24 protein-coding genes are annotated in these 23,290 nt (G+C 74.2%); 18 read left to right on the forward strand and 6 right to left on the reverse strand.

Features of this window, described 5'->3' with window-relative positions; translation table 11 throughout:
- Positions 1-25: 25 nt before the first annotated feature.
- Genes ABEA04_RS05640 through ABEA04_RS05660 form a run of 5 tightly spaced genes read left to right on the forward strand, consistent with a single transcriptional unit; the run spans position 26 to position 4,446 of the window.
- Positions 26-934 (forward strand): dimethylarginine dimethylaminohydrolase family protein, encoded by a 909-nt coding sequence (locus ABEA04_RS05640; protein ID WP_345455390.1) that lies wholly within the window; start codon positions 26-28, stop codon positions 932-934.
- A gap of 53 nt (positions 935-987) precedes the next feature.
- Positions 988-1,548, forward strand: a complete 561-nt coding sequence (locus ABEA04_RS05645) for a VanZ family protein (protein ID WP_345455392.1) — start codon at positions 988-990, stop codon at positions 1,546-1,548.
- Positions 1,545-2,108 (forward strand): dihydrofolate reductase family protein, encoded by a 564-nt coding sequence (locus ABEA04_RS05650; RefSeq protein WP_345455394.1) that lies wholly within the window; start codon positions 1,545-1,547, stop codon positions 2,106-2,108. The genes ABEA04_RS05645 and ABEA04_RS05650 overlap by 4 nt, the downstream gene beginning before the upstream one ends.
- 32 nt (positions 2,109-2,140) lie before the next feature.
- The gene (gene hisC, locus ABEA04_RS05655; protein ID WP_345455396.1) at positions 2,141-3,211 is read left to right on the forward strand and encodes a histidinol-phosphate transaminase; all 1,071 of its coding nucleotides are present in this window, start codon (positions 2,141-2,143) and stop codon (positions 3,209-3,211) included.
- 2 nt (positions 3,212-3,213) lie between these two features.
- Positions 3,214-4,446, forward strand: coding sequence for a threonine synthase (locus tag ABEA04_RS05660; protein ID WP_345455398.1), 1,233 nt, complete (start codon positions 3,214-3,216; stop codon positions 4,444-4,446).
- On the opposite strand, the gene ABEA04_RS05665 is transcribed toward ABEA04_RS05660, so the two are convergent.
- Together ABEA04_RS05665 and ABEA04_RS05670 are read right to left on the reverse strand one after the other, a co-directional pair.
- Positions 4,383-5,693: an MFS transporter gene (locus ABEA04_RS05665; RefSeq protein ID WP_345455400.1), complete on the reverse strand. Its 1,311-nt coding sequence runs from the start codon at positions 5,691-5,693 to the stop codon at positions 4,383-4,385. The two genes, ABEA04_RS05660 and ABEA04_RS05665, sit on opposite strands and share 64 nt — an antisense overlap.
- Positions 5,690-6,280 carry an ArsR/SmtB family transcription factor gene (locus ABEA04_RS05670; RefSeq protein ID WP_345455402.1) on the reverse strand — a complete coding sequence of 197 codons (591 nt, stop codon included), beginning with the start codon at positions 6,278-6,280 and terminating at the stop codon, positions 5,690-5,692. The genes ABEA04_RS05665 and ABEA04_RS05670 overlap by 4 nt, the downstream gene beginning before the upstream one ends.
- 95 nt (positions 6,281-6,375) lie before the next feature.
- On the opposite strand from ABEA04_RS05670, the gene ABEA04_RS05675 reads away from it, so the two are divergent.
- The 10 genes from ABEA04_RS05675 (at position 6,376) to ABEA04_RS23000 (ending at position 17,016) form a co-directional block, all read left to right on the forward strand.
- A complete protein-coding gene (locus tag ABEA04_RS05675; RefSeq protein ID WP_345455404.1) occupies positions 6,376-6,939 on the forward strand; it encodes a hypothetical protein in 564 nt (187 codons plus the stop codon).
- A gap of 73 nt (positions 6,940-7,012) precedes the next feature.
- Positions 7,013-8,056 carry a DUF2510 domain-containing protein gene (locus tag ABEA04_RS05680; protein WP_345455406.1) on the forward strand — a complete coding sequence of 348 codons (1,044 nt, stop codon included), beginning with the start codon at positions 7,013-7,015 and terminating at the stop codon, positions 8,054-8,056.
- Between the two features lie 19 nt (positions 8,057-8,075).
- The gene (locus ABEA04_RS05685; protein WP_345455407.1) at positions 8,076-9,059 is read left to right on the forward strand and encodes a zinc-binding metallopeptidase family protein; all 984 of its coding nucleotides are present in this window, start codon (positions 8,076-8,078) and stop codon (positions 9,057-9,059) included.
- 93 nt (positions 9,060-9,152) lie between these two features.
- Positions 9,153-10,067 carry a DUF2510 domain-containing protein gene (locus tag ABEA04_RS05690; protein WP_345455409.1) on the forward strand — a complete coding sequence of 305 codons (915 nt, stop codon included), beginning with the start codon at positions 9,153-9,155 and terminating at the stop codon, positions 10,065-10,067.
- Positions 10,068-10,089: 22 nt separating this feature from the next.
- The gene (locus ABEA04_RS05695) at positions 10,090-10,872 is read left to right on the forward strand and encodes a DUF2510 domain-containing protein (RefSeq protein WP_345455411.1); all 783 of its coding nucleotides are present in this window, start codon (positions 10,090-10,092) and stop codon (positions 10,870-10,872) included.
- Between the two features lie 41 nt (positions 10,873-10,913).
- Positions 10,914-11,882, forward strand: coding sequence for a glutathione S-transferase family protein (locus ABEA04_RS05700; RefSeq protein ID WP_345455413.1), 969 nt, complete (start codon positions 10,914-10,916; stop codon positions 11,880-11,882).
- Positions 11,883-12,764: 882 nt separating this feature from the next.
- Entirely contained in the window at positions 12,765-13,145 is a 381-nt protein-coding gene (locus tag ABEA04_RS05705) for a hypothetical protein (protein ID WP_345455415.1), read from the forward strand.
- Positions 13,146-13,262: 117 nt separating this feature from the next.
- Positions 13,263-13,907 carry a hypothetical protein gene (locus ABEA04_RS05710; protein WP_345455417.1) on the forward strand — a complete coding sequence of 215 codons (645 nt, stop codon included), beginning with the start codon at positions 13,263-13,265 and terminating at the stop codon, positions 13,905-13,907.
- A gap of 70 nt (positions 13,908-13,977) precedes the next feature.
- Positions 13,978-16,311 carry an endopeptidase La gene (gene lon / locus ABEA04_RS05715; RefSeq protein WP_345455419.1) on the forward strand — a complete coding sequence of 778 codons (2,334 nt, stop codon included), beginning with the start codon at positions 13,978-13,980 and terminating at the stop codon, positions 16,309-16,311.
- A gap of 90 nt (positions 16,312-16,401) precedes the next feature.
- Positions 16,402-17,016 carry an SRPBCC family protein gene (locus ABEA04_RS23000; RefSeq protein ID WP_425576987.1) on the forward strand — a complete coding sequence of 205 codons (615 nt, stop codon included), beginning with the start codon at positions 16,402-16,404 and terminating at the stop codon, positions 17,014-17,016.
- Positions 17,017-17,464: 448 nt separating this feature from the next.
- Here ABEA04_RS23000 and ABEA04_RS05720 read toward each other — a convergent pair whose 3' ends face one another.
- Both ABEA04_RS05720 and ABEA04_RS05725 read right to left on the reverse strand, forming a co-directional pair.
- Positions 17,465-18,160 carry an aspartate/glutamate racemase family protein gene (locus tag ABEA04_RS05720; protein WP_345455421.1) on the reverse strand — a complete coding sequence of 232 codons (696 nt, stop codon included), beginning with the start codon at positions 18,158-18,160 and terminating at the stop codon, positions 17,465-17,467.
- 23 nt (positions 18,161-18,183) lie between these two features.
- Positions 18,184-18,981, reverse strand: a complete 798-nt coding sequence (locus ABEA04_RS05725) for an SDR family NAD(P)-dependent oxidoreductase (protein WP_345455423.1) — start codon at positions 18,979-18,981, stop codon at positions 18,184-18,186.
- An 82-nt stretch (positions 18,982-19,063) separates the two neighbouring features.
- On the opposite strand from ABEA04_RS05725, the gene ABEA04_RS05730 reads away from it, so the two are divergent.
- From ABEA04_RS05730 to ABEA04_RS05740, 3 genes are read left to right on the forward strand one after another with little or no spacing between them, the layout of a single operon-like run.
- A complete protein-coding gene (locus ABEA04_RS05730; protein ID WP_345455425.1) occupies positions 19,064-19,393 on the forward strand; it encodes a hypothetical protein in 330 nt (109 codons plus the stop codon).
- Positions 19,394-19,411: 18 nt separating this feature from the next.
- Entirely contained in the window at positions 19,412-20,677 is a 1,266-nt protein-coding gene (gene mshA / locus ABEA04_RS05735; RefSeq protein WP_425576983.1) for a D-inositol-3-phosphate glycosyltransferase, read from the forward strand.
- Entirely contained in the window at positions 20,674-21,234 is a 561-nt protein-coding gene (locus ABEA04_RS05740) for a type III secretion system chaperone family protein (RefSeq protein WP_345455427.1), read from the forward strand. The genes mshA and ABEA04_RS05740 overlap by 4 nt, the downstream gene beginning before the upstream one ends.
- Here ABEA04_RS05740 and ABEA04_RS05745 read toward each other — a convergent pair.
- Positions 21,231-22,598, reverse strand: a complete 1,368-nt coding sequence (locus tag ABEA04_RS05745; RefSeq protein WP_345455429.1) for a putative bifunctional diguanylate cyclase/phosphodiesterase — start codon at positions 22,596-22,598, stop codon at positions 21,231-21,233. The genes ABEA04_RS05740 and ABEA04_RS05745 overlap by 4 nt on opposite strands.
- Positions 22,599-22,606: 8 nt before the next feature.
- Positions 22,607-23,029 carry a response regulator gene (locus tag ABEA04_RS05750; RefSeq protein ID WP_345455431.1) on the reverse strand — a complete coding sequence of 141 codons (423 nt, stop codon included), beginning with the start codon at positions 23,027-23,029 and terminating at the stop codon, positions 22,607-22,609.
- Between the last annotated feature and the right edge of the window lie 261 nt (positions 23,030-23,290).

Below are 23,290 nucleotides of genomic sequence, written 5' to 3' on the forward strand. Positions count from 1 at the left end.
AATCCAAACCGGGGGAGGTCGAGTCATGGACCTGCAGTGGGGTCGTCACTACGTCGCGGTCGAGCCGACGGACTTCCGCGTCGACTACGTCATCAACCCGTTCATGGACCCCGCCGTCCAGCCCGATCCCGCCCGCGCGTCCGCGCAGTGGCACACGATGGTCGAGACGCTGCGCGGCCTCGGCGCCCGGGTCGACGTCGTCCCGCAGCGCCCCGACGCGCCCGACATGGTCTACGCCATGAACCTCGGCCTCGGCGTCGTGCGGCCCGCCGGCCCCGGCCGCCCGGTCGCCGAGCAGCACGTCGTCCTCTCGCACATGCGCTACCCGCAGCGCCGCATGGAGACCCGCTCGGCCCGCGCCTGGTTCGACCGGCAGGGCTGGACGACGTCGTCCTTCGGCGGCGACGGCGTCGGCCCCCACCTCGAGGCCGGCGACGCGTTCGCCTTCGGCGACGCGCTGGTCGTGGGCTACGGCCCCCGCACCGAGGAGCTCGCGCTCAAGCACCTGGCCGCCGACCTCGGCGTGCGGGTGCGCGGCCTGCGCATCACCCACCCCGGCATGTACCACCTCGACCTCGCGTTCTGCCCGCTCGACGACCGCCGGGCGCTGGTGTGCCCCGACGCGCTCGACGCCTCCTCGGCGCAGGCGCTGCTCGACCTCGTGCCCGAGCCGCTGGTGCTCACCGAGGACGAGGCGCTGACCACCTTCGCGGCCAACTCCGTGGTCGTCGGCCGCACCGTGGTGATGCCGGCCTGCCCCGACCGCGTCCGCGCCCAGCTCGAGGCGTGGGGCTTCGACGTCGTGGTCGTCGACGTCTCGGAGTTCCACAAGGGAGGCGGCTCGATCCGCTGCCTCACCAACCCGGTCGACGTCACCCTCGGCCGCGACCTGCCGTCGCTGCCCGGCGGCCAGGTGGTCCTGCCGCCGCAGTGACCGGCGACTGACCGGCGGCGGGTCTCACAGCACCGCCGACTAGCCTCCTGCCGGTGTTCCCGGTCGGAGGCATCGGCGTCATGCTGCTCGGCGTCGCGCTCGCCGGCGTCGTGTGCGCGCTGCTCGGCCTCGCGCTGCGCCGCCGCCTCGGCCTGGTCGGCGCGGCCGCGGTGGCGCTGCTGGTGTGGTCGCTGGTCGTCATCGCGATCGTCACGCTCATCCCGGCCAACGGGGCGCCCGGCATCGTCTCGGCCGAGGGCCGGCTCGAGACCTGCTCGTGGGACATCGGCGGCCCCGCGCCCGACGGGTTCTGGATCTTCAGCGGCGGCCAGCGCCTGCTCAACACCGTGATCTTCGTGCCCTCGGGCGCGCTGCTGGTCGTCGCAGCCGCCACCTGGGGCCGCTGGGCGGTCGTCACCGTGCCGCTCGGGCTTGCGCTCCTCGCGGGCTACTCGCTGGGCATCGAGCTCACCCAGCTCGAGCTGGCCCGCCTCGACCGCGCCTGCGACGTCACCGACGTCATCGACAACGTCAGCGGCGCGGCGCTCGGCGTCGGTGTCGGCGTCGTCCTGGCGATGAGTCTGCGGCCCTGGCGGGGTCGGCACCCCTCATGACCAGGAAGCTCGTGATCACCCAGAACATCACCCTCGACGGCTCGGTCGAGATGCTCGGCGACTGGTTCGACGACCAGGCGCAGGCCGACGACCCCGCCCTGACGGCCGAGAACCGGCGGCAGGACGGGGCGGCCGACGCGCTCCTCGTCGGGCGGCAGACCTTCACCGACTTCCGCGGCTACTGGCGCGACCTCGCGGACGACGCCACCGGCGTCTCCGACTACCTCAACGGGGTGCAGAAGTACGTCGTCACCTCCACGCTCGCCGACGACGACCTGGACTGGGCCCACTCGACCGCCCTGCGCGGCGACGTCGTCGAGGAGGTGGGCGCGCTCAAGGAGGCCGAGGGTCGCGACATCGTGTGCACCGGCTCGCTCTCGCTGCTGCCGACGCTGATCGAGGCCGGTCTCGTCGACGAGTACCGGCTGTGGATGCACCCCGTCGTCCAGGGGCGCGGCAGGCGGCTGTTCCCCGACGGCTGGCAGGCCCCGCGGCTCCGGCTGCTCGAGACGCAGTCGTTCGCCGACGGCCAGGCGCTGCTGAAGTACGCCGCCCGGTAGCGCCCGGCCCCGGTCTGGCTAGCCTGCGGGTCATGGCCCACCCGCAGCCGCGCCCCAACGTCCTCGCCATCCCGGCCTACGTCGCCGGACGGCCACCCACGGTGCGGCCGGGCATGACGGCCTACAAGCTGTCGAGCAACGAGAACCCCTACCCGCCGCTGCCGGGCGTGGTCGAGGCCGCCACCCGCGCCGTCGCGGTGATGAACCGCTACCCCGACATGGGCAGCACCGCCCTGTACGACGCCCTCGCGGCCCGGCTCGAGGTGCCCGTGACCGACCTCGCCGTCGCCACCGGCTCGGTCGCGCTGATCTACCAGCTCGTCAACGCCTTCTGCGCGCCCGGCGACGAGGTCGTCTACGCGTGGCGCTCCTTCGAGGCCTACCCGATCGCCGTCACCGCCGCGGGGGCGGAGTCGGTCAAGGTGCCGGTCACCGCCGACGGCCGCCACGACCTCGAGGCGATGCTCGCCGCGATCACCGACCGCACCCGCATCGTCATGGTCTGCACCCCGAACAACCCGACCGGCCCCGCGGTCACGCAGGCCGAGCTCGACGCGTTCCTGGCCCGCGTGCCCGAGCACGTGGTGGCCGTGGTCGACGAGGCCTACCTCGAGTTCGTGCGCATGGACGACGCCGTCGACGGCCTGGCCACCTACCGTCGCCACCCCAACGTCGTCCTGTTCCGCACCTTCTCCAAGGCCTACGGGCTCGCCGGGTTCCGGGTCGGGTACGCCGTCGCCCAGGAGCACGTCGCCTCGGCCCTGCGCGCGGTCTCGCTGCCCTTCGGGGTCTCCGCAGTCGCCCAGGCCGCGGCCATCGCCTCGCTCGAGGCCGAGGGCGAGCTGCTCGCCCGCGTCGACGACCTCGTCGCCGAGCGCGACCGGGTCGTGGCCGGCCTGCGCGAGACCGGCTGGGACGTGTCCGAGCCCCAGGGCAACTTCGTCTGGTTCGCCCTCGGCGACCGCACCGCCGAGTTCGCCGCCGCGGCCGACGAGGCCGGCATCACCGTGCGACCGTTCGCCGGCGAGGGCGCCCGGGTGAGCATCGGCGAGACCGAGGGCAACGACCGGCTGCTCGAGGTCGCCCGCGCGTTCTCCGCCTGACCATGAGCGGCCCCTTCTCGCACCTCAGCCACCTCGAGTGCTCGCGCACCGGCGAGCGCCACGACGCGGACGTCGTCCAGGGCACGTCGCGCGTCGGCGCGCCGCTGCTGGCCCGCTACGACCTGGACGCGGTGGCCGCGGCCGTCACCCCGGCCGACGTCGCGACCCGCCCGCCAGACCTCTGGCGCTACCACGAGCTGCTGCCGGTGCGGGACCCCGCGCGCGTCGTCACGCTGGGGGAGGGGATGACGCCGCTGCTGCCGCTGCCCCGGGCGGGCGCGCGGCTCGGCGTCCCCCGGCTGCTGATGAAGGACGAGGGCCTCGTGCCCACCGGCGCGTTCAAGGCCCGCGGCGCCGCCGTCGGCGTCTCGCGCGCCGCCGAGCTCGGCGTCACCGGCATCGCCATGCCCACCAACGGCAACGCCGGCGCCGCGTGGTCGGCCTACGCTGCCCGCGCCGGCCTGCGCTCCCTGGTCGCGATGCCCGTCGACGCCCCCGAGATCACCCGCCGCGAGTGCGTGGTCACCGGCGCCGAGCTCTACCTCGTCGACGGCCTCATCGGCGACGCCGGCCGGCTGGTCAACGCCGCCGTCACCGCCCGCGGCGGGCTCGGGGCCGGCTGGCAGGAGACCTCGACCCTCAAGGAGCCCTACCGCATCGAGGGCAAGAAGACGATGGGCCTCGAGATCGCCGAGCAGCTGGGCTGGCGCATGCCCGGCGTGATCCTCTACCCGACCGGCGGCGGGGTCGGGATCATCGCCATCCACAAGGCGCTGCTCGAGCTGCGCGAGCTCGGCTGGGTCAGCGGCGACCTTCCCCGGCTGGTGGCCGTGCAGGCCGAGGGGTGCGCGCCGATCGTCGACGCCTTCCACGCCGGCCTCGACGAGAGCACGGCTCCGGCGCAGCCGCGCACGGTGGCCTTCGGCATCACGGTGCCGAAGGCGCTGGGCGACTTCCTGGTGCTCGACGCCGTCCGCTCCACCGGCGGCACCGCGATCGCCGTGAGCGACGCCGACCTGCTGGAGGCCGAGGCCGCGCTCGCCCGCGACGAGGGCACCTGGATCTGCCCCGAGGGCGCCGCCTGCGTGGCCGCCGTCGGGCAGCTGCGCGAGAGCGGCTGGCTGCGCGGCGACGAGGAGGTCGTCGTCCTCAACACCGGCACCGGGCTGATCTACCCCGAGACGGTGGTCGCCGAGGTGCCCACCCTGTCGGTGGACGGCGTCATCCCGTCCTGAGCTGCGGGCTGTTCCGGGGTCGGACGCCGGTCGAGCTCGCGCCAGTGCGGGTCGACGGCCGGCAGCATCGTCGCGGCGAAGTAGGCCAGGCCCACGAGGAACAGCGTGGTGGTCAGGCCGACGGCGTCGATGAGCACACCGCCCAGCAGGCCGCCGAGCGGCATCAGCGACCAGCACATGGCCGAGCTCAGCGAGCTGACCCGCCCGACCAGCGGCTCGGGGATGCGCTCGAAGATCACCGCGCCGAGCACCGGGTTGATGAAGCCGCACGCGAACCCGCCGACGACGAAGACGGCGATGATCGCCGGCACGGGGGAGTCGAGGGCGAAGACCAGGAACCGCGGCAGCCCGGCGAGCAGGAACCCGACCAGGTAGACCTTGAAGCGCGGCAGCCGCGAGGCCCACGTGGCCGCGCAGATCGAGCCGAGCGCCGAGGCGCCGCTGAAGGTCGCGAACAGCAGGCCGAGCACCTTCGCGCCCTCACCGGAGTCGACCGACCACACCGGCATCAGCACCGTCGACCACGCCGCGTCGAGCAGGTTGGTGATCGAGACCATCACCGCGATGCCGAGCAGCACCCGGTCGCGGCGCAGGAAGTCCCAGCCCTCGCGCAGCTGGGCGAGGTAGGGCAGCGGGTCGGGCCCGGCGTCCGCACCGGGGACGGGGTGCGGCGTCGTCCGGCGCAGACCGACCGTCGCCCACGCCAGCACGGCGGCCGAGAGGCCGAAGCTGGCGGCGTCGAGCAGCAGCGCGTTCTGCGCGCCGAGGGCGGCCACGAGCAGGCCGCCGAGCCCGGCGCCGAGCATGGACGCCGTCCGCTCGACCGTGCCGGCGAGGCCAGTGGCCCGCTCCATCGGCACGCCGGCCTGGTCGACCAGCGCCGGGATCATGGCGTGCTTGGCGGCGTCACCCGGACCGCGCAGCGCGCCGGCCACCGCGACCAGGGCGAGCAGGCCGACGAAGGAGAGCAGGCCGAGGTCGAACAGCAGCGGGACGGCGGCCACCACGAGCAGCGAGCCGAGGTCGCAGGTGATCGCCACGCGGCGCGGCCCGACCCGGTCGATGACGGGCCCGCCGAGCACCTTGCTCAGCACCAGCGGCAGCATCTCGGCCAGCGCGACCAGCCCGGTGCGGGTCGCGCTGCCGGTCTGCTCGAGCACGAACAGCGGCACCGCCAGCATCGAGATGCGCGTGCCGGTGAGCGAGATGGCGTCGGCGACCAGCCAGCCGTAGAGCGGGCGCCTCACGACGCGTCCTCGCCCTCGACGCCGACCCGTCCGGGGCGCACGAACCCGCTGACCATGAGCACGTACTTCTCGGCGTCCTCGGCGTCGTCGTCGGGGAAGTCGCGGATGACCTCGTCGATGCGGTCGAGCAGCGCCTGTGCCGAGGCGGGCGAGAGTCGTGGCCCCCAGTCGCTGAAGGTGCTGGCGTCGCGCCAGGCCTGCGGCAGCAGCGGCCGCTCCTCGATGGCACGCTGCATCCACTCGGTGTAGATCGTCACCACGGTCTGCAGGTAGGCGTCGAGGGTGTCGGCGACCTCCTCGTCGCTCTCGCCGAGGCCGGTGTCGGTGCGGGTGGAGGTGTGGGCGGCGCGCCACCACCGCTCGCGGCCGTTGCCGCGCTCCGCGTCGTCGACCACGAAGCCGTGCTGGGCGAGCTGGCGCAGGTGGTACGACGTCGCGCCGCTGTTGAGCCCGAGTCGGGTGGCGAGCGAGGTGGCCGTGGCCGGGCCGTCGACGCGCAGCAGGCCGAGCATGCGCAGGCGCACCGGGTGCGTGAGCGCCCGCAGCTGGTGCGGCGTGGGGGTGATGGTGGGGCCTGACTCGGTCATGACCTCACCGTAGAACTGCAAAGAGTCATTTGCAAACACTTCTTTGCGATCGGTCCGGGGAGGGGGCGTCGGGGCGCGCCCGGCATGATGAGGGCGTGATCCTCCGCCGCCGCGTCGGGGCCGCCGCGGCGGCCGTGCTGCTGGGCGGCGCCGTGCTGGCCGGCTGCGGCGAGGACCCCGGACCGCCCGACGACGGCAGCCAGGCCTACGTCGACACCACCGGGTTCGAGGCGGCCGGCGTCGAGACCGTCTCCACCGACGCCCCGGCCGCGGCCGACGGCACCACCGTCGCCAACGTGCTCGGCGACAGCGGGGTGAGCGGCGCCGACGTCGCCCGCGCCGCCGACGGTCTCGACGGCCTCGCGCTCGACGCCGGGTCGGTGGCGGGCCTGCTCACGGTGGTCGGCGACGCCACCGCCGACCAGCCCTACGTCGTCCTCGTCTTCGACGGGCCGGGCACGGCCGCCGCGTTCGCCGGCGCCGACGACGCCCGCACCGCGCGGGTCTTCGAGCAGCGGCGCGTGGACGACGGCCGCGGCGTCCTGTTCGCCGGCAACCTCGTCGGCTACGTGGGTGCCGAGCCGGCCCGCTCCGGGGTGGACGACGTGCGCGAGCCGCTGCGCGAGGCACTCCGGACCCTGGCCGGCACGGCCGGGTAGACCCCCGCCCCGACCGCTCAGCCGCCCGGATGGTTGGGACCCCCGCGGTTGGGGGCATCCTTAGCCCAGCCAGATGCGCCACACCGGCGACGCGACCGAGGGAGACGACACGATGAGCAACACCACCCCGCCCGGCTGGTACCCCGACGGCCAGGGCGGCCAGCGCTGGTGGGACGGGTCCCAGTGGGCCGCCCCCGGCCAGGGCCCCGGTGGCGCGTCGTCCGGCGGCCAGTCGAGCGGCCAGCCGCCCACCCAGTTCGGCGGCGGCCAGCAGCCCGGCCAGTCGGGCCAGTCGGGCCAGGGCCAGTACGGCCAGCCCGGCCAGCAGGGCGGCCAGTACGGCCAGCCCGCCCAGAGCGGCCAGTACGGCCAGCCGGGTCAGTCAGGTCAGGGCCAGTACGGCCAGCAGAGCGGTCAGTACGGCCAGCCAGGTCAGCCAGGTCAGTCGGGCCAGCAGTACGGCCAGCCCGGTCAGGGCCAGTACGGCCAGGCCGGCTACGGCCAGCCGGGCTACGGCTCGTCGTCCGGCGGCGGCAAGAAGAAGACCGGCCTGTTCGTGGGCATCGGCATCGCGGCCGTCGCGATCATCGCCTTCGTCATCACCGGCTTCGTCGCCCCCGGCTTCCTCACCGGCGACGACGACAGCAACAGCGACGAGTCGAGCCAGGCCGACGACAACACCGGTTCCGACGAGCCGGGCACCGAGCAGAGCCAGGGCGGCGACGAGCCGGCCGAGCCCGCCGAGCCCGACGCCGCCCCGGCCGGCGACCCGGCCGCGACGGTCGAGCAGTTCTTCGACGCCGTGCTGGCGGGCGACTGCGCCACGGCCGAGAGCCTGGTGACCTCCGACTACCTGGCCAGCGAGGGCGGCTGCAACGAGGAGGACCTGCAGGGCCTGGGCGACCTCGGCTCCATCGACCTGGTCACCGGCGAGCCCGAGATCGACGGCGACAAGGCCACCGTGCCGGTCTCGTTCTCCTTCGAGGACCCGACCACCGGTCAGACCCAGGAGTTCCCGGGCGGCGACATCGAGCTCACGAACGAGGACGGCCAGTGGAAGATCAGCGGCACCTCCGACATGACCGGTGCGCCCGGGGCTGACACCCCCACCTCCTGACCGGACGGCGACCGACACCGTGCGGGTCTACCGCTGCCGCGTCTGCGAGCACCCGCTCTACGCCGAGAACTCCCGGTGCGTCTCCTGCGGGAGCGCACTGGGGTTCTCGCGTGAGGAGCGCGCGATCGTCCCGGTCGACGACGCCGGCCGCTACGTCGACGCCGACGGTCGCACCTGGCACCCCTGCGCGAACCACGACCTCGCCGCCTGCACCTGGCTGGCCGAGGCGCCCGGCGCCCTCTGCTCCTGCTGCGTCCTGACGCGCACCCGGCCGGCGGACGACGACGCCGTCGGCCTGGCGCAGCTGGTCGAGGCCGAGCGCGCCAAGCGTCACCTGCTCGTCGAGCTCGACGGCCTCGGGGTCGACGTCTCCGGCCTGCAGTTCGACCTGCTCTCCAGCGTCGACGAGAACGTGGTCATCGGCCATGCCGACGGCCTGATCACCATCGACCTCGCCGAGAGCGACGACGCCCACCGCGAGCGGGTGCGCGCGCAGCTGGGCGAGCCCTACCGCACGATGCTCGGCCACGTGCGCCACGAGGTGGGGCACTTCGTCCAGTGGCGGCTGGTCGGCACCGAGGGCCCGACCGCCGAGCGGTGCCGTGCGCTGTTCGGCGACGAGCGGGCCGACTACCAGGCCGCCATCGACCGGCACTACGCCGACGGGCCGCCGTCCGACTGGGCCGAGCACCACATCTCCACCTACGCCACGATGCACCCGTTCGAGGACTTCGCCGAGACCTGGGCGCACCTGCTGCACGTCGTCGACACCGTCGAGACCGCGCGCGAGCACGGCCTGGTCGAGGGCGACGCCGCCGCGCCGGTGGTGACGACGCCGTTCCGCGACGTGGTCGTGGGCACGTGGGTGCCGCTGTCGATCGCGCTGAACCAGATCAACCGCAGCATGGGCAAGGACGACCTCTACCCGTTCGTCATCCCCGCGCCGGTGCTCGACAAGCTCGACTTCGTGGCCGGGCTCGTCGTGTCGCCGCCGTCCTCCTGACCGCTCCTGACCGCTCCTGACGGCTCCTGACGACTCCGCTGCGTGACATGATGCGGGCGCCCCTCTCGGTCCCGCAGATCCCAGGAGCGCACGATGAGCCAGACCCCTGCCGGCTGGTACGACGACGGCCAGGGCACGCAGCGCTGGTGGGACGGCACGCGGTGGACCGAGCACACCCAGCCGGGCCCGGCCGGTGACGGCGGGGCCGACCCGCACACCGAGCCGACCCGCGTGGGCGGGCCGGGCGCGCCGGGCGGGCAGCCGTCGTCCGGGTCGGACGACCGGCCGTCGGGCGACCAGCAGCCGCCGTCCGCCGACGTCACGATGGTCGCGCCGCGGGGCGGGCACCAGACGCCGCCGGGTCAGCCGGGCTACCAGCAGCCGGGCTACCAGCAGCCGGGGCAGCCCGGCTACCAGCAGGCGGGCTACCAGCAGCCGGGGCAGCCCGGCTATCAGCAGGCGGGCTACCAGCAGCCGGGGCAGCCCGGGTACCAGCAGCCCGGCTACCAGCAGGGGGCGCCGGGCGCGCCCTCGTGGCAGCAGCAGCCCTACGGCGGCGGGTCGTCGTCCGGTGGGGGCCGGGGCAAGCTGTTCGCGCTGCTCGGCGGCGGGGCCGTGGCGGTCGTGATCGTCGTCGTGCTGCTGGTCGTGCTGCTCGGCGGGGGCGGTGCGAAGGGCGCGGCCGAGGACGTCTTCAGCGGCATCCAGGACGAGGACTGCAGCTTCGTCGAGCACTTCAGCAACAGCTACCTCGGCACCACCGAGGGCGAGCGTGAGAAGACGATCGACGAGTACGAGAAGCAGTGCGAGGACGACAAGGCCACCGCCTTCGACGACACCACCGAGGGCTGTGACATCGAGTTCACCAACGAGGACGTGGTCGAGGAGGACGAGCGGGTCACCTACGACTACGAGATCTCCGGCTGCGACGACGCGGACGGCAACGAGGACGACGGCACGGTGACCGTGGTGAAGGAGAACGACGAGTGGCGCGTCGAGTCGTTCTGAGCGACGGCTGAGGGCAGGCGTCGTGTCACAGATCCCGCCGGGCTGGTACCCCGACCAGCACGGACACCGTCGCTGGTGGGACGGCCAGCAGTGGACCGAGCACGTGCAGGACGGCGCGCCCCCGCCCGACCAGGCGCCCACCCGGCTGCCCCCGCAGCAGCCGGGCCTCGCCGAGCCGACGGTGCGGCCGTCGTCCCCGCCCCCGCAGCAGCAGCCCCCCTGGCAGCAGCCGCAGCCCTTCCAGCAGCCGGCGTGGCAGCAGCCCCACCAGCAGCCCTACCAGCAGCAGCCGTCCGGTCCCGGCGGGAAGCGGCGCCGGGGGCCGCTGGTCGCCGGCGTCCTCGCGCTCGTGCTGCTGCTCGTCGGCGGTGGCGTGGCCGCCGTCCTGCTGCTCGGCGGCGACGACGGTGGTGACCCCGACGACGACCCCACCGACGAGACCCCCGCGCCGGCCGCCGAGGTCGACCCGGCGGCGCTCGCGGTGCTCACCGACTACTTCGACGGTGTCGTCGCCGGCGACTGCGCCGCGCTCGGCCTGCTCAGCCCCGACGCCGCCGCGTCCGCCTCGGTCGACGTCGGCACCTGCGACAGCCAGACCGGCATCCTCTACTTCGGCACCGTCGCGCTCGAGGGCTGCGAGCTCGAGGTGGTCTCGGGCAACCAGGTCGACGACGCCAGCGCCCGCGTCGCCTACGACGTCAACGGCTGCAGCGACGGCGCCCGCAACGTGCGCGAGACCGTCAGCCTGCGCCAGGTCGACGGCGACTGGCGCCTCGACGACGTCCCCGGCTTCACGCTGGGGTGAGCGGCCCGCAAGGGTGGACGGCGTCCCCCTAGCCTGGGGTCATGACCGGAGGCAAGTACGTCGAGCAGGGCAAGGCGTTCGAGCGCGACATGGACTACGTGCCCGACCGCATCACGAAGGTCGTCGACGGCTCGCCCCGGCGTCCGGAGCACGGGCCGGTGAACGGCGAGCTGTGGCCGGTCGAGCCCGGGCGCTACCGGCTGGTGGCGGCCAAGGCGTGCCCGTGGGCCAACCGCGCCATCATCGTGCGCAACCTGCTGGGCCTGGAGGACGTCATCTCGCTCGGCCTGCCCGGCCCCACCCACGACGAGCGGTCGTGGACCTTCGACCTCGACCCCGACGGCCGCGACCCGGTGCTCGGCATGGAGCGGCTGCAGGAGGCCTACCTGCGGCGCTTCCTCGACTACTCCAAGGGCATCACGGTGCCGGCGATGGTCGAGGAGTCGACCGGCCTGCTGGTCACCAACGACTTCCCGTGGATCACCCACGACCTGTGCCACGAGTGGGGCGAGTTCCACCGCGACGGCGCCCCCGACCTGTGGCCGGCCGACCTCCGCGAGGAGATGGACGAGGTCAACAAGCGGGTCTTCACCGAGGTCAACAACGGCGTCTACCGGTGCGGTTTCGCCGGCTCGCAGGAGGCCTACGACGCCGCCTACGAGCGCCTGTGGACGGCGATGGACTGGCTCGAGGAGCGCCTCGCCACCCGTCGCTACCTGATGGGCGACCGGCTCACCGAGTCCGACGTCCGGCTGTTCACCACGCTCGCCCGGTTCGACGCCGTCTACCACGGCCACTTCAAGTGCAACCGGCAGAAGCTGACCGAGCTGCCGAACCTGTGGGGCTACGCCCGCGACCTCTACCAGACCCCCGGCTTCGGCGAGACGATCGACTTCGACCAGATCAAGAAGCACTACTACGTCGTCCACGCCGACATCAACCCCTCCGGCATCGTCCCGAACGGCCCCGACCCCGCCGTCTGGGACGAGCCCGTCACCGGCCGCCCCTGACCGGTCCTCTGACGTCGGTCGAGGTGCGAGGAGCCGGCCCTCCGACGGCGACCCGACGCCACGGACCCTGAGCCCGCACCTCGGCCACACGGACCCTGAGCTTGTCGAAGGGCCTGGCCGTCAGTGCGGGCGTTCGCGTGGGCGGTGCGAGGTCTCGAGGCTCGGCCGTGGCCGGCCTCGCACCTCGACCATCGTGGGCGGCCCGACCACACGAACCCTGAGCTTGTCGAAGGGCCTGACCGTCAGTGCGGACGTCCGCGTGGGCGGTGCGCGGTCTCGAGGCTCGGCCGTGGCCGGCCTCGCACCTCGACCATCGTGGGCCGGCCCTTCGTGGCCGACCGACCGCACGGACCCTGAGCTTGTCGAAGGGCCTGACCGTCAGTGCGGACGTCCGCGCGAACGCTCGCCAGGTCCGTGCGTGGTCGATCGCCGACCAGTGGGGAGTCGTAGGTGCACCTGGTGCGCATGTGCCTCCCCGCTCCTGTCCACAGGCGCGGAGGCGGCGGGCGCGGGCGGTCCCCGGGGCGAGCACGACGCGTTGCATGGACGCCGAACGCCTGCTCGACCGCCTCGCTCCGACCCTCGTCGACCAGGCCGGGGTCGTCTCGTGGGGATAGGCGCGCGACGCGGGGTTGACCCGGTCCGACCTCGATCGGTTGCTGCGCCGTCGCCTGCTGACGCGGCTGCTCCCGCGAACCTTCCTGGCCCACACCGGAGCGCCGAGCTGGGAGCAGCGCGTGTGGGCCGCCGTCCTGCACGCCGCCCCGGCGGCCCTGAGCCACGGCTCGGCGCTGCGGTGGGCCGAGGGTCCCGAGCGCCGTCGCGGTCGGGGCACGCAGCCGGCTCGCCCGACGGACGCTGCTGACCGGCGTCCTCGACGACGTGGCGACCGGCACCTGCTCGGTGCTCGAGCAGGCCTACCTCGATCGGGTCGTGCGGGCGCACGGGTTGCCGGTGGGGGAGCGGCAGGTCAGCCACCGTCACGCGGGCGACACCCGCTACCGCGACGTCCTGATCGCCGGCCTCGCCCTCTGCGTCGAGCTCGACGGGCGCTTGCACCACGGGTCCGTCGCCGCCCGTGACGCCGACCTCGACCGTGACCTCGACTCGGTCGCCGTGGACGACGTCCTCACCGTGCGGCTGTCGTGGGGTCAGTGCGTCGAGCGGGCGTGCGCGACGGCGCACCGGCTGGCCGTGGTGATGCAGCGGCGGGGGTGGCGCGGACGCCCGCGTGCGTGCCAGACCTGCCGGGCCGCGGCGTGATCGGGGAGCCGCAGGAGCACCCGGTGCGCACCACGCTCCCCGGTCCTTGCCGCCCACGGACCAGACGGCCAAGCGAACGGCAAGAGGGCTGCAAGCCGGACGGCGCACGCTCCTGCCATGAACACGAACCTGAAGCGAACGATCACCGCCCTGGCCGGCACCGCGGCCGTCCTCACCACGATCGCCGGGCCGGGCAGCGCCACGCAGCCGGTCGCCGCCCCGGACGACGCCCGCGGCGTGCTCGTCCAGCCCGACAAGAAGGGCGAGGTGAAGCCGGGCGCGCTCGACATCCAGCGCGTCAAGGTCACCCACACCGCCGACCGGCTCACGGTCCGCGTGGTCCTCCCGGGCGTGAAGGAGGCCGGCGCCTACCCGCTCGGCTGGATCCAGACCTACGTCGACACCGACAGCACGCGCAAGGGCCCCGAGTACGTCCACGACATGAACTTCTACGGCGACTACGAGTTCGGCGAGGCCGAGAACTGGAAGCCGGCCTCGACGAAGAAGTGGGACCACTCGCCCGACGGCCGTTGCGTGGCGACGACGTCGCTGCGCCCGGATGCCACCGGTCACCTGCGGTTCTTCGAGTACACCGTCGAGAAGCGCGAGGGCTGCTTCTTCACCACCGACGCCGTGCGCGTCGCGGTGACGGCGCAGAACGACGGCGTCCACGACCCCTACAAGGTCTACAAGACGCCGCGCACCGACCACCTCGGCGCTAAGCACACCTGGACGCCGTGGGTCGGCCCCGCCGCGTCCTGACCGCATCCTGACCCCCGTCCGCCCACGGCGAACACCGGAAGCCCCCGGTGTTCGCCGTGGTTGCGCGTGCATGACCCGATCCCTCCCCGTCCTGTTCGTCGCCGACGTCGTCGTGCTGCCGGGCATGGTCGTGCCGATCGCCCTGGACGACGCCGCCCAGGCCGCCGTCGACGCCGCCCGCGCGAGCAGCGACGACACCCTCCTGGTCGCCCCGCGCCTCGGCGACCGCTACGCCTCCTACGGCGTCGTGGCCACCGTCGAGCGGGTCGGCCGTCTCGCCGCCGGCGGTCCCGCCGCCGTCCTGCGCGCCGAGCGCCGTGCCCGCATCGGCAGCGGCGTCAGCGGCCCCGGCGCCGCCCTGTGGGTCGACGTCGACCCCGTCGCCGACGCCGAGCCCACCGACCACGCCGTCGAGCTGGCCGAGGAGTACCGCCGGCTCGTGGTCGCCGTCCTGCAGCGCCGCGAGGCGTGGCAGGTCATCGACACCGTGCACCGGCTCACCGACCCCGGCGCGCTGGCCGACACCGCCGGCTACGCGCCGTACCTCAGCGACGAGCGCAAGCGCGAGCTGCTCGAGACCCCCGACGTCGAGGCGCGCCTCGAGCTGCTGCTCGAGTGGACCCGCGAGCACCTCGCCGAGGTCGAGCTGACCGACAAGATCGGCGACGACGTCCGCGAGGGCATGGAGAAGCAGCAGCGCGACTACCTGCTGCGCCAGCAGCTCGCCGCCATCCGCAAGGAGCTCGGCGAGGGCGAGCCCGACGGCACCGACGACTACCGCGCCCGTGTCGAGGCCCACGAGGGCCTGCCGGACGCCGTCCGCGAGGCCGCGCTGCGCGAGGTCGACAAGCTCGAGCGCAGCAGCGAGCAGAACCCCGAGGCCGGGTGGATCCGCACCTGGCTCGACACGGTGCTCGACCTGCCGTGGGGCGTGACGACCGACGACTCCACCGACGTGCTCGCCGCCCGGGCGGTGCTCGACGCCGACCACCACGGCCTCGACGAGGTCAAGGACCGCATCGTGGAGTTCCTCGCCGTGCGCGCCCGGCGCGCCGAGCGCGGCCTGCAGGTCGTGGGCGGGCGGGGCTCCGGCGCCGTCGTCCTGCTGGCGGGCCCTCCGGGCGTCGGCAAGACCTCGCTCGGTGAGTCCGTCGCCCGTTCGCTGGGGCGCGAGTTCGTGCGGGTCGCCCTGGGTGGCGTGCGCGACGAGGCCGAGATCCGCGGCCACCGGCGCACCTACGTCGGCGCCCTGCCCGGCCGCATCGTGCGGGCGATCAAGGAGGCCGGCTCGATGAACCCGGTCGTGCTGCTCGACGAGGTCGACAAGGTCGGCGCCGACTACCGCGGCGACCCGGCCGCGGCGCTGCTCGAGGTGCTCGACCCGGCGCAGAACCACACCTTCCGCGACCACTACCTCGAGCTCGACCTCGACCTGTCCGACGTGCTGTTCGTGGCCACCGCCAACGTCGTCGAACAGATCCCGAGCGCGCTGCTCGACCGCATGGAGCTGGTGACCCTCGACGGCTACACCGAGGACGACAAGGTCGCCATCGCCCGCGACTTCCTGCTGCCGCGCCAGCTGGAGCGGGCCGCCCTGACCCCCGACGAGGTCAGCATCACCGACGAGGCGCTGCGCGAGCTCGCGGCCGACCACACCCGCGAGGCCGGCGTCCGCCAGCTCGAGCGGCTGCTGGCCAAGGCGCTGCGCCGGGCCGCGACCCGGTTGGCCGGGGGCACGGTCGACCGCGTCGACATCGACGTCGCCGACCTGCGCGAGCTCGTCGGCCGGCCGCGGTTCACGCCCGAGACGGCCGAGCGGACGTCGGTGCCCGGCGTCGCGACCGGCCTCGCCGTCACCGGCCTCGGGGGCGACGTCCTGTTCGTGGAGGCCACGGCGCACGACGGGCCCGCCGAGCTGACCATCACCGGCCAGCTGGGTGACGTCATGAAGGAGTCGGCGCGCATCGCGCTCACCTACGTGCGCTCGCACGCCGCCGAGCTGGGCGTCGACCCGGCCGCCCTCGACCGCTCGATCCACCTGCACGTGCCCGCGGGCGCGGTGCCGAAGGACGGTCCGTCGGCCGGCATCACGATGGTCACGGCGCTGACGTCGCTGGCCACCGGTCGCCCGGTGCGCTCGGTGGTCGGCATGACCGGCGAGGTGACGCTCAACGGCCGGGTGCTGCCGATCGGCGGCCTGAAGCAGAAGCTGCTCGCCGCCCAGCGGGCCGGGCTGACCGAGGTCTTCGTGCCGCAGCGCAACGAGCCCGACCTCGACGACGTGCCGGCCGACGTCCTCGACGCGGTCACGGTGCACCTGGTCGGCGACGTGCGCGACGTCGTCCGCGTGGCGCTCGAGACCGACGCCGACGCGGGCGCCGCGACGGTGGTCGGAGCGGCCTGATTGGGCCGCCACCCCTCGGGGCGTTGCCCGGCGGGCGACCCCGTTGCACGGTGGGGCAGCGGGGTCGTGGAGTCGGTGGCTGGAGGGATCGTGGGGTGCGTCGAGCGCGTCATCACGGTCGCCACACCTCGCGAGAAGGTGTGGCGCTTCCTGGCCGACTTCACCACCACCGAGGAGTGGGACCCGCCCACGCTGCTCACCGAGCGCACCAGCGGTGACGGCGGGGTCGGCACGACCTACCGCAACGTCGCCACCGTGCACGGCGAGCGCACCGAGTTCGACTACGTCGTGACCGAGTTCGTCGAGCACGAGCGGCTGCAGCTGCACGGTCGGTCGCGGCTGCTGCACTTCGTCGACACCATCACCCTCGCCGAGGCCCCGGGCGGCGGCACCACGTCACCTTCCACGCCGACGTGGACGCCGACGGCCCCGCCCCCGACCTCGCCCAGCTCGGCGACTACCTCGCCGACAGCCTCCGGGACTCGCTCGAGCACCTGTAGCCGGGTTCGCGTGATCCCCGCGGGGTCTCGAGGCTCGGCCGTGGCCGGCCTCGCACCTCGACCACCGTCAGGGCCCTGCACGCCGGGGTCTCCGGTGGTTGAGCAGCGAGGAACGAGCGTCGTCGAAACCACCGGCCCTCCACGCGAACGTCCGCGTGGGGGTGCCCTTCGACAGGCTCAGGGTCCGTGGGCTGGGTTTGCGTGATCCCTGCGGGGTCTCGAGGCTCGGCCGTGGCCGGCCTCGCACCTCGACCACCGTCAGGGCCCTTCACGGTGGTCGAGGTGCGAGGAGCCCCGGCGACGAGCCTCGAGACCTCTGGCCGTGCCCGGGGACGTTCGAGTGGGGGTGCCCCTTCGACAGGCTCAGGGTCCGTGGGCTGGGTTCGCGTGATCCCTGCGCGGTCTCGAGGCTCGGCCGTGGCCGGCCTCGCACCTCGACCACCGTCGGGGCTCTGCACGGTGGTCGAGGTGCGAGGAGCCCCGGCGACGAGCCTCGAGACCTCTGGCCGTGCTCGCGGACGTTCGCCTCGGGGTGCCCTTCGACAGGCTCAGGGTCCGTGGGGTCGGGTCGGCGTTGACCTCTCGCGCAGGCGCTCGGCCTGCTCGACCACCGGACGTCGACCCGAACGTCCGCGGACGACGTCCGGGGGGCGTCAGGCGGGGACGCCGGCGGCGGCGAGGGCGGCCTCGACGTGGAGGGCGGTGGCGGGGAAGAGGGGCAGCTCGACGTCGTGCTGGTGCACCAGCAGCTCGAGCTCGGTGCAGCCGAGCACCAGGCCGCCGGCGCCGGCGTCCCACAGCTCGTCGGCGACCTCGACGACGAGGCGGCGGGAGTCGTCGAGCACGCGGCCGTGCACCAGCTCGTCGTAGATGACGCGGTCGATCGCCTCGTGGTGGCGCTCGTCGGGCACCAGCACCGTCAGGCCGGCGCTGGTGAGGCGGTCGACGAAGAACCGGCGGGTCATGGCGAAGCGGGTGCCGACGAACCCGACCTGCGTCACCCCGCGGGCCCGGCAGGCGTCGGCGACGACGTCGGCGAGGTCGAGCAGCGGGATCGAGACGGCCTCGCGCACCTGGTCGGCGACGCGGTGGAACGTGGTGGTGCACAGCACCAGCAGGTCGGCGCCGGCGGCCTCGACCCGGCGCGCGGCGTCGACGAGTAGCGTGGCGACGTCGTCCCACCGCTCGGCCTGCTGCAGCGCGGTCACCTCGGCGAAGTCGACCGAGACCATGACGGTGCGCGCCGAGGCGAGCCCGCCGACGCGCTGCTCGACCCCGCGGTTGAGCGCGGCGTAGTAGCCCGCGCTCGACTCCCAGCTCATCCCGCCGACCAGCCCGATCGTCTGCACGGCCCGCACCCTAGCCGTCGGGGTCAGTCGGACGACGTGACCCGGTGCACCTTGTGCTGCGCCGCCTGGGCCCGGGGCCGGATGACGAGCTCGTCGACGTTGACGTGCCGCGGCCGCGTGACCATCCAGGCGATCGCGTCGGCGACGTCGTCGGCCACCAGCGGCTCGGCCACGCCCGCGTAGACCTTGGCCGCCTTCTCGGCGTCGCCGTCGAAGCGCACCAGCGCGAACTCGTCGGTGCGCACCATGCCCGGCGCGACCTCGCAGACCCGCACCGGCTGGTCCCACAGCTCGAGCCGCAGCGTCTCGGTGACCACCTGGGTGCCGTGCTTGGCGGCGGTGTAGCCGGCGCCGCCCTCGTAGGCGATGCGCCCCGCGGTCGAGCCGACGTTGCAGATGATGCCGGCGCCGTCGTCGGCGGCCAGCAGCGCCGGCAGCAGCGCGCGGGTCACCTGCATCAGCCCGACCACGTTGACGTCGAACATGCGGCGCCACTCGTCGGCGTCGGCCTCGGCGACCGGGCTCGACCCGAACGCGCCGCCGGCGTTGTTGACCAGGACGTCGAGCCGCGGCCCCACCGCCTCGGCCAGCCCCGCCACCGACGCCGCGTCGGTGACGTCGCAGGTGACCGCCGTGCCGCCGATCTCGTCGGCGAGGGCCTGCACCCGGTCGGTGCGGCGCGCGGCGCAGAAGACGTGGAAGCCCTCGGCGGCCAGCCGGCGGGCGGTGGCCTCGCCGATGCCGCTGCTGGCCCCGGTGACGACGGCGGTGCGGCTCGGGCGGCCCGGGCCGGCGGTCGTGTCGTTGGTCGTGCTGGTCATGCCGCCCATCATCGGGGCTGGCACACTGACCCCCGGTTTCGGGGGCCGGCTGTGGACGCCGGACGCCGGGAGGGGGGCCTGGGTGCGTGCGCTGACGACGACGTCCGCCCTCGTCGGCGGCGTCCTGCTCGTCGTCCACCTCTTCGTCGTCGCCGACTGGCTCTCGTGGACGGGCCTGGGCCTGGTGGGCCTCGCCGTCGCCCTCGCGGCCTCCCGTCTCGGGCGGGCCCCGTGGCTCTCGCTGGTGTGCGCCGCCGGCGCGCTCGGCCTGGCCTGGGCGGTGCTCGAGACCGGGCGCGAGCTCGGCCCCGACCGCGAGGTCGAGGCGGTCGTCGGCGGCCTCGCGACGCTGGCCGTCGCGGTGGCCGTCATGCGGACGCCGGTGCGGCGCCCGGGGAATCACCGGTCCTAGGTCGTGGTTGACTCGAGCGTGGGCGTGCGACGGCTGGCGATGATCAGCCTGCACACCTCGCCGCTCGACCAGCCCGGCACCGGCGACGCGGGCGGCATGAACGTCTACGTCGTCGAGCTGGCCAAGCGCCTCGCGGCCCGCGGCGTCGAGGTCGACGTCTTCACGCGCGCCACCAGCTCGAGCCTCGAGCCCGTCGTCCCGCTCGTGGACGGCGTCGCCGTGCGTCACATCCACGCCGGACCCTTCGAGGGCCTCACCAAGCACGAGCTGCCCGGGCAGCTGTGCGTCTTCGCCCGGGAGGTGCTGCGCACCGAGGCGGCGCTGCCAGTCGGCCACTACGACGCCGTCCACTCGCACTACTGGCTCTCGGGCCAGGTGGGCGCGCTGGCCCGCGACCGGTGGGGCGTGCCGCTGGTGCACAGCATGCACACGATGGCGAAGGTCAAGAACGACGCGCTCGCGGCGGGTGACACCCCCGAGCCGGCGGCGCGCGAGATCGGCGAGGAGCAGGTGGTCGAGGCCGCCGACGTGCTCATCGCCAACACCGACGTCGAGGCCCGCCAGCTGGTCGACCTCTACGGCGCCGACCCCGTCCGCGTCGAGGTGGTGCACCCCGGCGTCGACCTCGACGTCTTCTCGCCCCGCGGCCCCGCCGACCTGGCCGCCGAGCGCGCCGCGCTCGGCCTGCCCGCCGACGCCGTGGTGCTGCTGTTCGCCGGCCGCATCCAGCCGCTGAAGGCGCCCGACGTGCTGGTGCGCGCGGTGGCGGTGATGCTCGAGCGCGACCCCGGGCTGCGCTCGCGGCTCGTCGTCCCGGTCGTCGGCGGGCCGTCGGGCTCGGGCCTCGACCGCCCCGAGGCGCTGGCCGCGCTGTGCGCCGAGCTCGGTGTGGCCGACGTCGTCCGCTTCGTGCCTCCCGTGGCCCAGCGCGACCTCGCCCGCTGGTACCGCGCGGCCACCGCGGTCGCCGTCCCCTCGCACAACGAGTCGTTCGGCCTGGTGGCCGTCGAGGCGCAGGCCTGCGGGACGCCGGTCGTGGCCGCGGCGGTCGGCGGGCTGACGACCGTGGTGCGCGACGGCGTCGGCGGCCTGCTCGTGGCGGGCCACGACCCCGCCGACTGGGCCACCGCGCTCGCCCGCGTCGCCGGCGACCCGGGGCTGCGGGAGCGGCTCGGTCGCGGCGCCCGCGAGCAGGCGTGCGACTTCTCGTGGGACGCCACCGCCGAGGCGACGCTCGGGGTCTACCGACGGGCGAGGGAGCGCATGCGAGAGTCGGTGGGGTGACCCCCGACCTCGCCGCCGAGCCGCCCGAGCAGGTCACCGTCGTGCGGGACTACCTCGTCGACGCCGGCCTCGAGCACACCGAGCAGCCGGTCGGCGTCTTCTCCTTCGCGCTGCCGGGGGAGCGCAAGCTGCAGACGCCCGTGCGCCTCGACGTCGGCGTCCACGCGCTGGCCGTGCACGCCTTCGTGTGCCGCGCGCCCGACGAGGCCCACGAGGCCGTCTACCGCTGGTTGCTGCAGCGCAACCTGCGCACCTACGGCGTCGCGTTCGCGATCGACCGGCTCGGCGACGTCTACCTCGACGGCCGGCTGCCGCTCGCCGCCGTCACCGCCGACGAGCTCGACCGGCTGCTCGGCGCCGTGCTGACCACCGCCGACGAGTCGTTCAACACCCTGCTCGAGCTGGGCTTCGCCACCTCGATCCGCCGCGAGTGGGACTGGCGCCGGCTGCGCGGCGAGCCCACCCACAACCTCGAGGCGTTCCGTGGCTGGCTCGAGCGCGGCGACGCGGACGCCGGGGAGCCCGGGCAGCCCGGGCAGCCGGGGCCGGTCGACTAGGCCGGGGAGGCGCTGGCCCAGCGGCCGGTGCCCTTGCCCTCGCTGGGCAGGAACGCCTCGGCGGGCACGGGGCGGCCGAGGTGGTAGCCCTGGCCGTAGATGCAGCCCATCGAGCGCAGGTGCGCGGCCTCGACGGCGTGCTCGATGCCCTCGGCCACGATCATCACGCCGAGGGTCTGCACGAGCCCGAGCACGGCGCGGGTGAGCATGAAGTCGCTGGAGTCGCCGGCCACGCCGCAGATCAGCGAGCGGTCGATCTTGACGGTGTCGACCGGCAGCCGCTGCAGGTGGGCGATCGAGGAGTAGCCGGTGCCGAAGTCGTCGATGCCCAGCCCGACACCGAGGTCGCGCAGCGCCAGCAGGGTGTCGCGGGTCTCGTCGTCGGTGAGCAGCGCGGTCTCGGTGATCTCGAGCAGCAGGTTCTCGGGCGGCACGCCCGATTCGACCAGCGCGGCGGCCACACGGTCGACGTAGCGGGGGTCGCGCAGCTCGAGCGGCGAGACGTTGACGTGCATCCGGAACTCGCGGCCGATGGTGCGCATCCAGACGGTGGCCTGCTTGAGCGCCCGGTCGAGCACGAGGCGGCCGAGCGGCACGATCAGCCCGGTGCGCTCGGCGGCCTCGACGGTGACCATCGGCGAGACCGGGCCGCGCTCGGGGTGGCGCCAGCGCAGCAGCGCCTCGGCGCCGACGATGCGGCCGCTGCGCAGGTCGGTGACGGGCTGGTAGTGCAGCAGCAGCTGGTCGGGGTCGTCGGTCAGGGCGAGGGCGAGGTCGCGCACCAGCTGCAGCTCGTCGGGGACGGTGCTCGCGGTCGCGTCGGCGCTGGCCGCGCACCACCGGGTGGCGCCGGGGGCCTCGCGGCCGGCGGCGGTCACCGCGCTGCGCACGTCGCGGATGACGGCCCAGATCTCGTCGTCGGCGGCGCACTCGGCCGCGCCGATGGTGACCACGGGCCAGACCTGGTCGTCGGCCACGGGCACGAGCCGGCGGACGTCGCCGAGCAGCTCCTCGACGCGCGCCCGGGCGAGGTCGCGCTCGACCACCACCGCGGCCAGGAAGCCGCCGAGGGGCGAGGCGCGCAGCAGCCGCGCCCGGCTGCGTCCGTGCTGCAGGGTGCGCCGCGCGACCTCGGCGGTCACGACCTCGAGGGCGTGGGCGCCGTGCACGTCGGCGATCTCGGCGGCGTTGGAGACCGAGGCGGCGATGAGGACGAGCGCGTGGTGGCGCTCGCCGGCTCCGGCACGCAGCTCGGCGATCGCGGAGACGAGGGACGAGGTGGCCGGCAGGGTGGCTCCGTGCTCGTCCAGGCCGAGTGCGAGCGTCGCCGAGGTCGACGCGTGGGGGGTCGCATTCGCTGGCATGGTGGGTCCTAGGCGCCCATCTCCACCCGTCCGACCGCCCAGGGCATCCCGGAGTCCCGGATCACCCCGAGCAGGACGTCGGGGGCGACGTGTTGGGCGAGGAAGGCGGCGGCGCCGGCGTGCTGCGCGGCGGAGATCTCGTCGTCGGTGGCGTCGTCGGCGATCACCACGACCGGCGTACGACGCAGCTGCAGGTGGCTGCGCACCAGGCGCAGCACGTCGAGGCCGCTGCCGCGGCTCAGGTGGAGGTCGGTGACGACGATGGCCGGGAGCGGGTGCTGGTCGCGGTCGGCGTAGCCGCCCCGGCCCAGCACGTAGTCACGCGCCTCGTCGGCGTCGCGGCAGGCCACGACGGGGTTGGTCAGCCGACCCCACGCGAGCGCATCGCGGGTCGCCTGGAGTCGGTCGTCGTCGTGTCCGACGACCAGCACCGAGGGGTGCATAGCGTTCCTTCGGCCGATCGCTTCCGCACCCGAGCGCAGCTGAGATCGAAAGCAAGTAGGGGAGTGGGCACGCGGCGCGAGGGTCGTCCGGGGGAACGAGCCAGAGGAGCACCGCACTTCATTGAAGCGGAAACGACTGACCCCCGTACAGAAATTGCGTAAACAAATGGCAGAAGTTCTAGACCGGTATAGACGGGTGACGGGTCATCTCGTGTGACCAGCGTGATCGGTGTGACGCCTCACCAGCCC

This window comes from Nocardioides marinquilinus, assembly GCF_039543705.1.
Taxonomy (GTDB): Bacteria; Actinomycetota; Actinomycetes; order Propionibacteriales; family Nocardioidaceae; genus Nocardioides; species Nocardioides marinquilinus.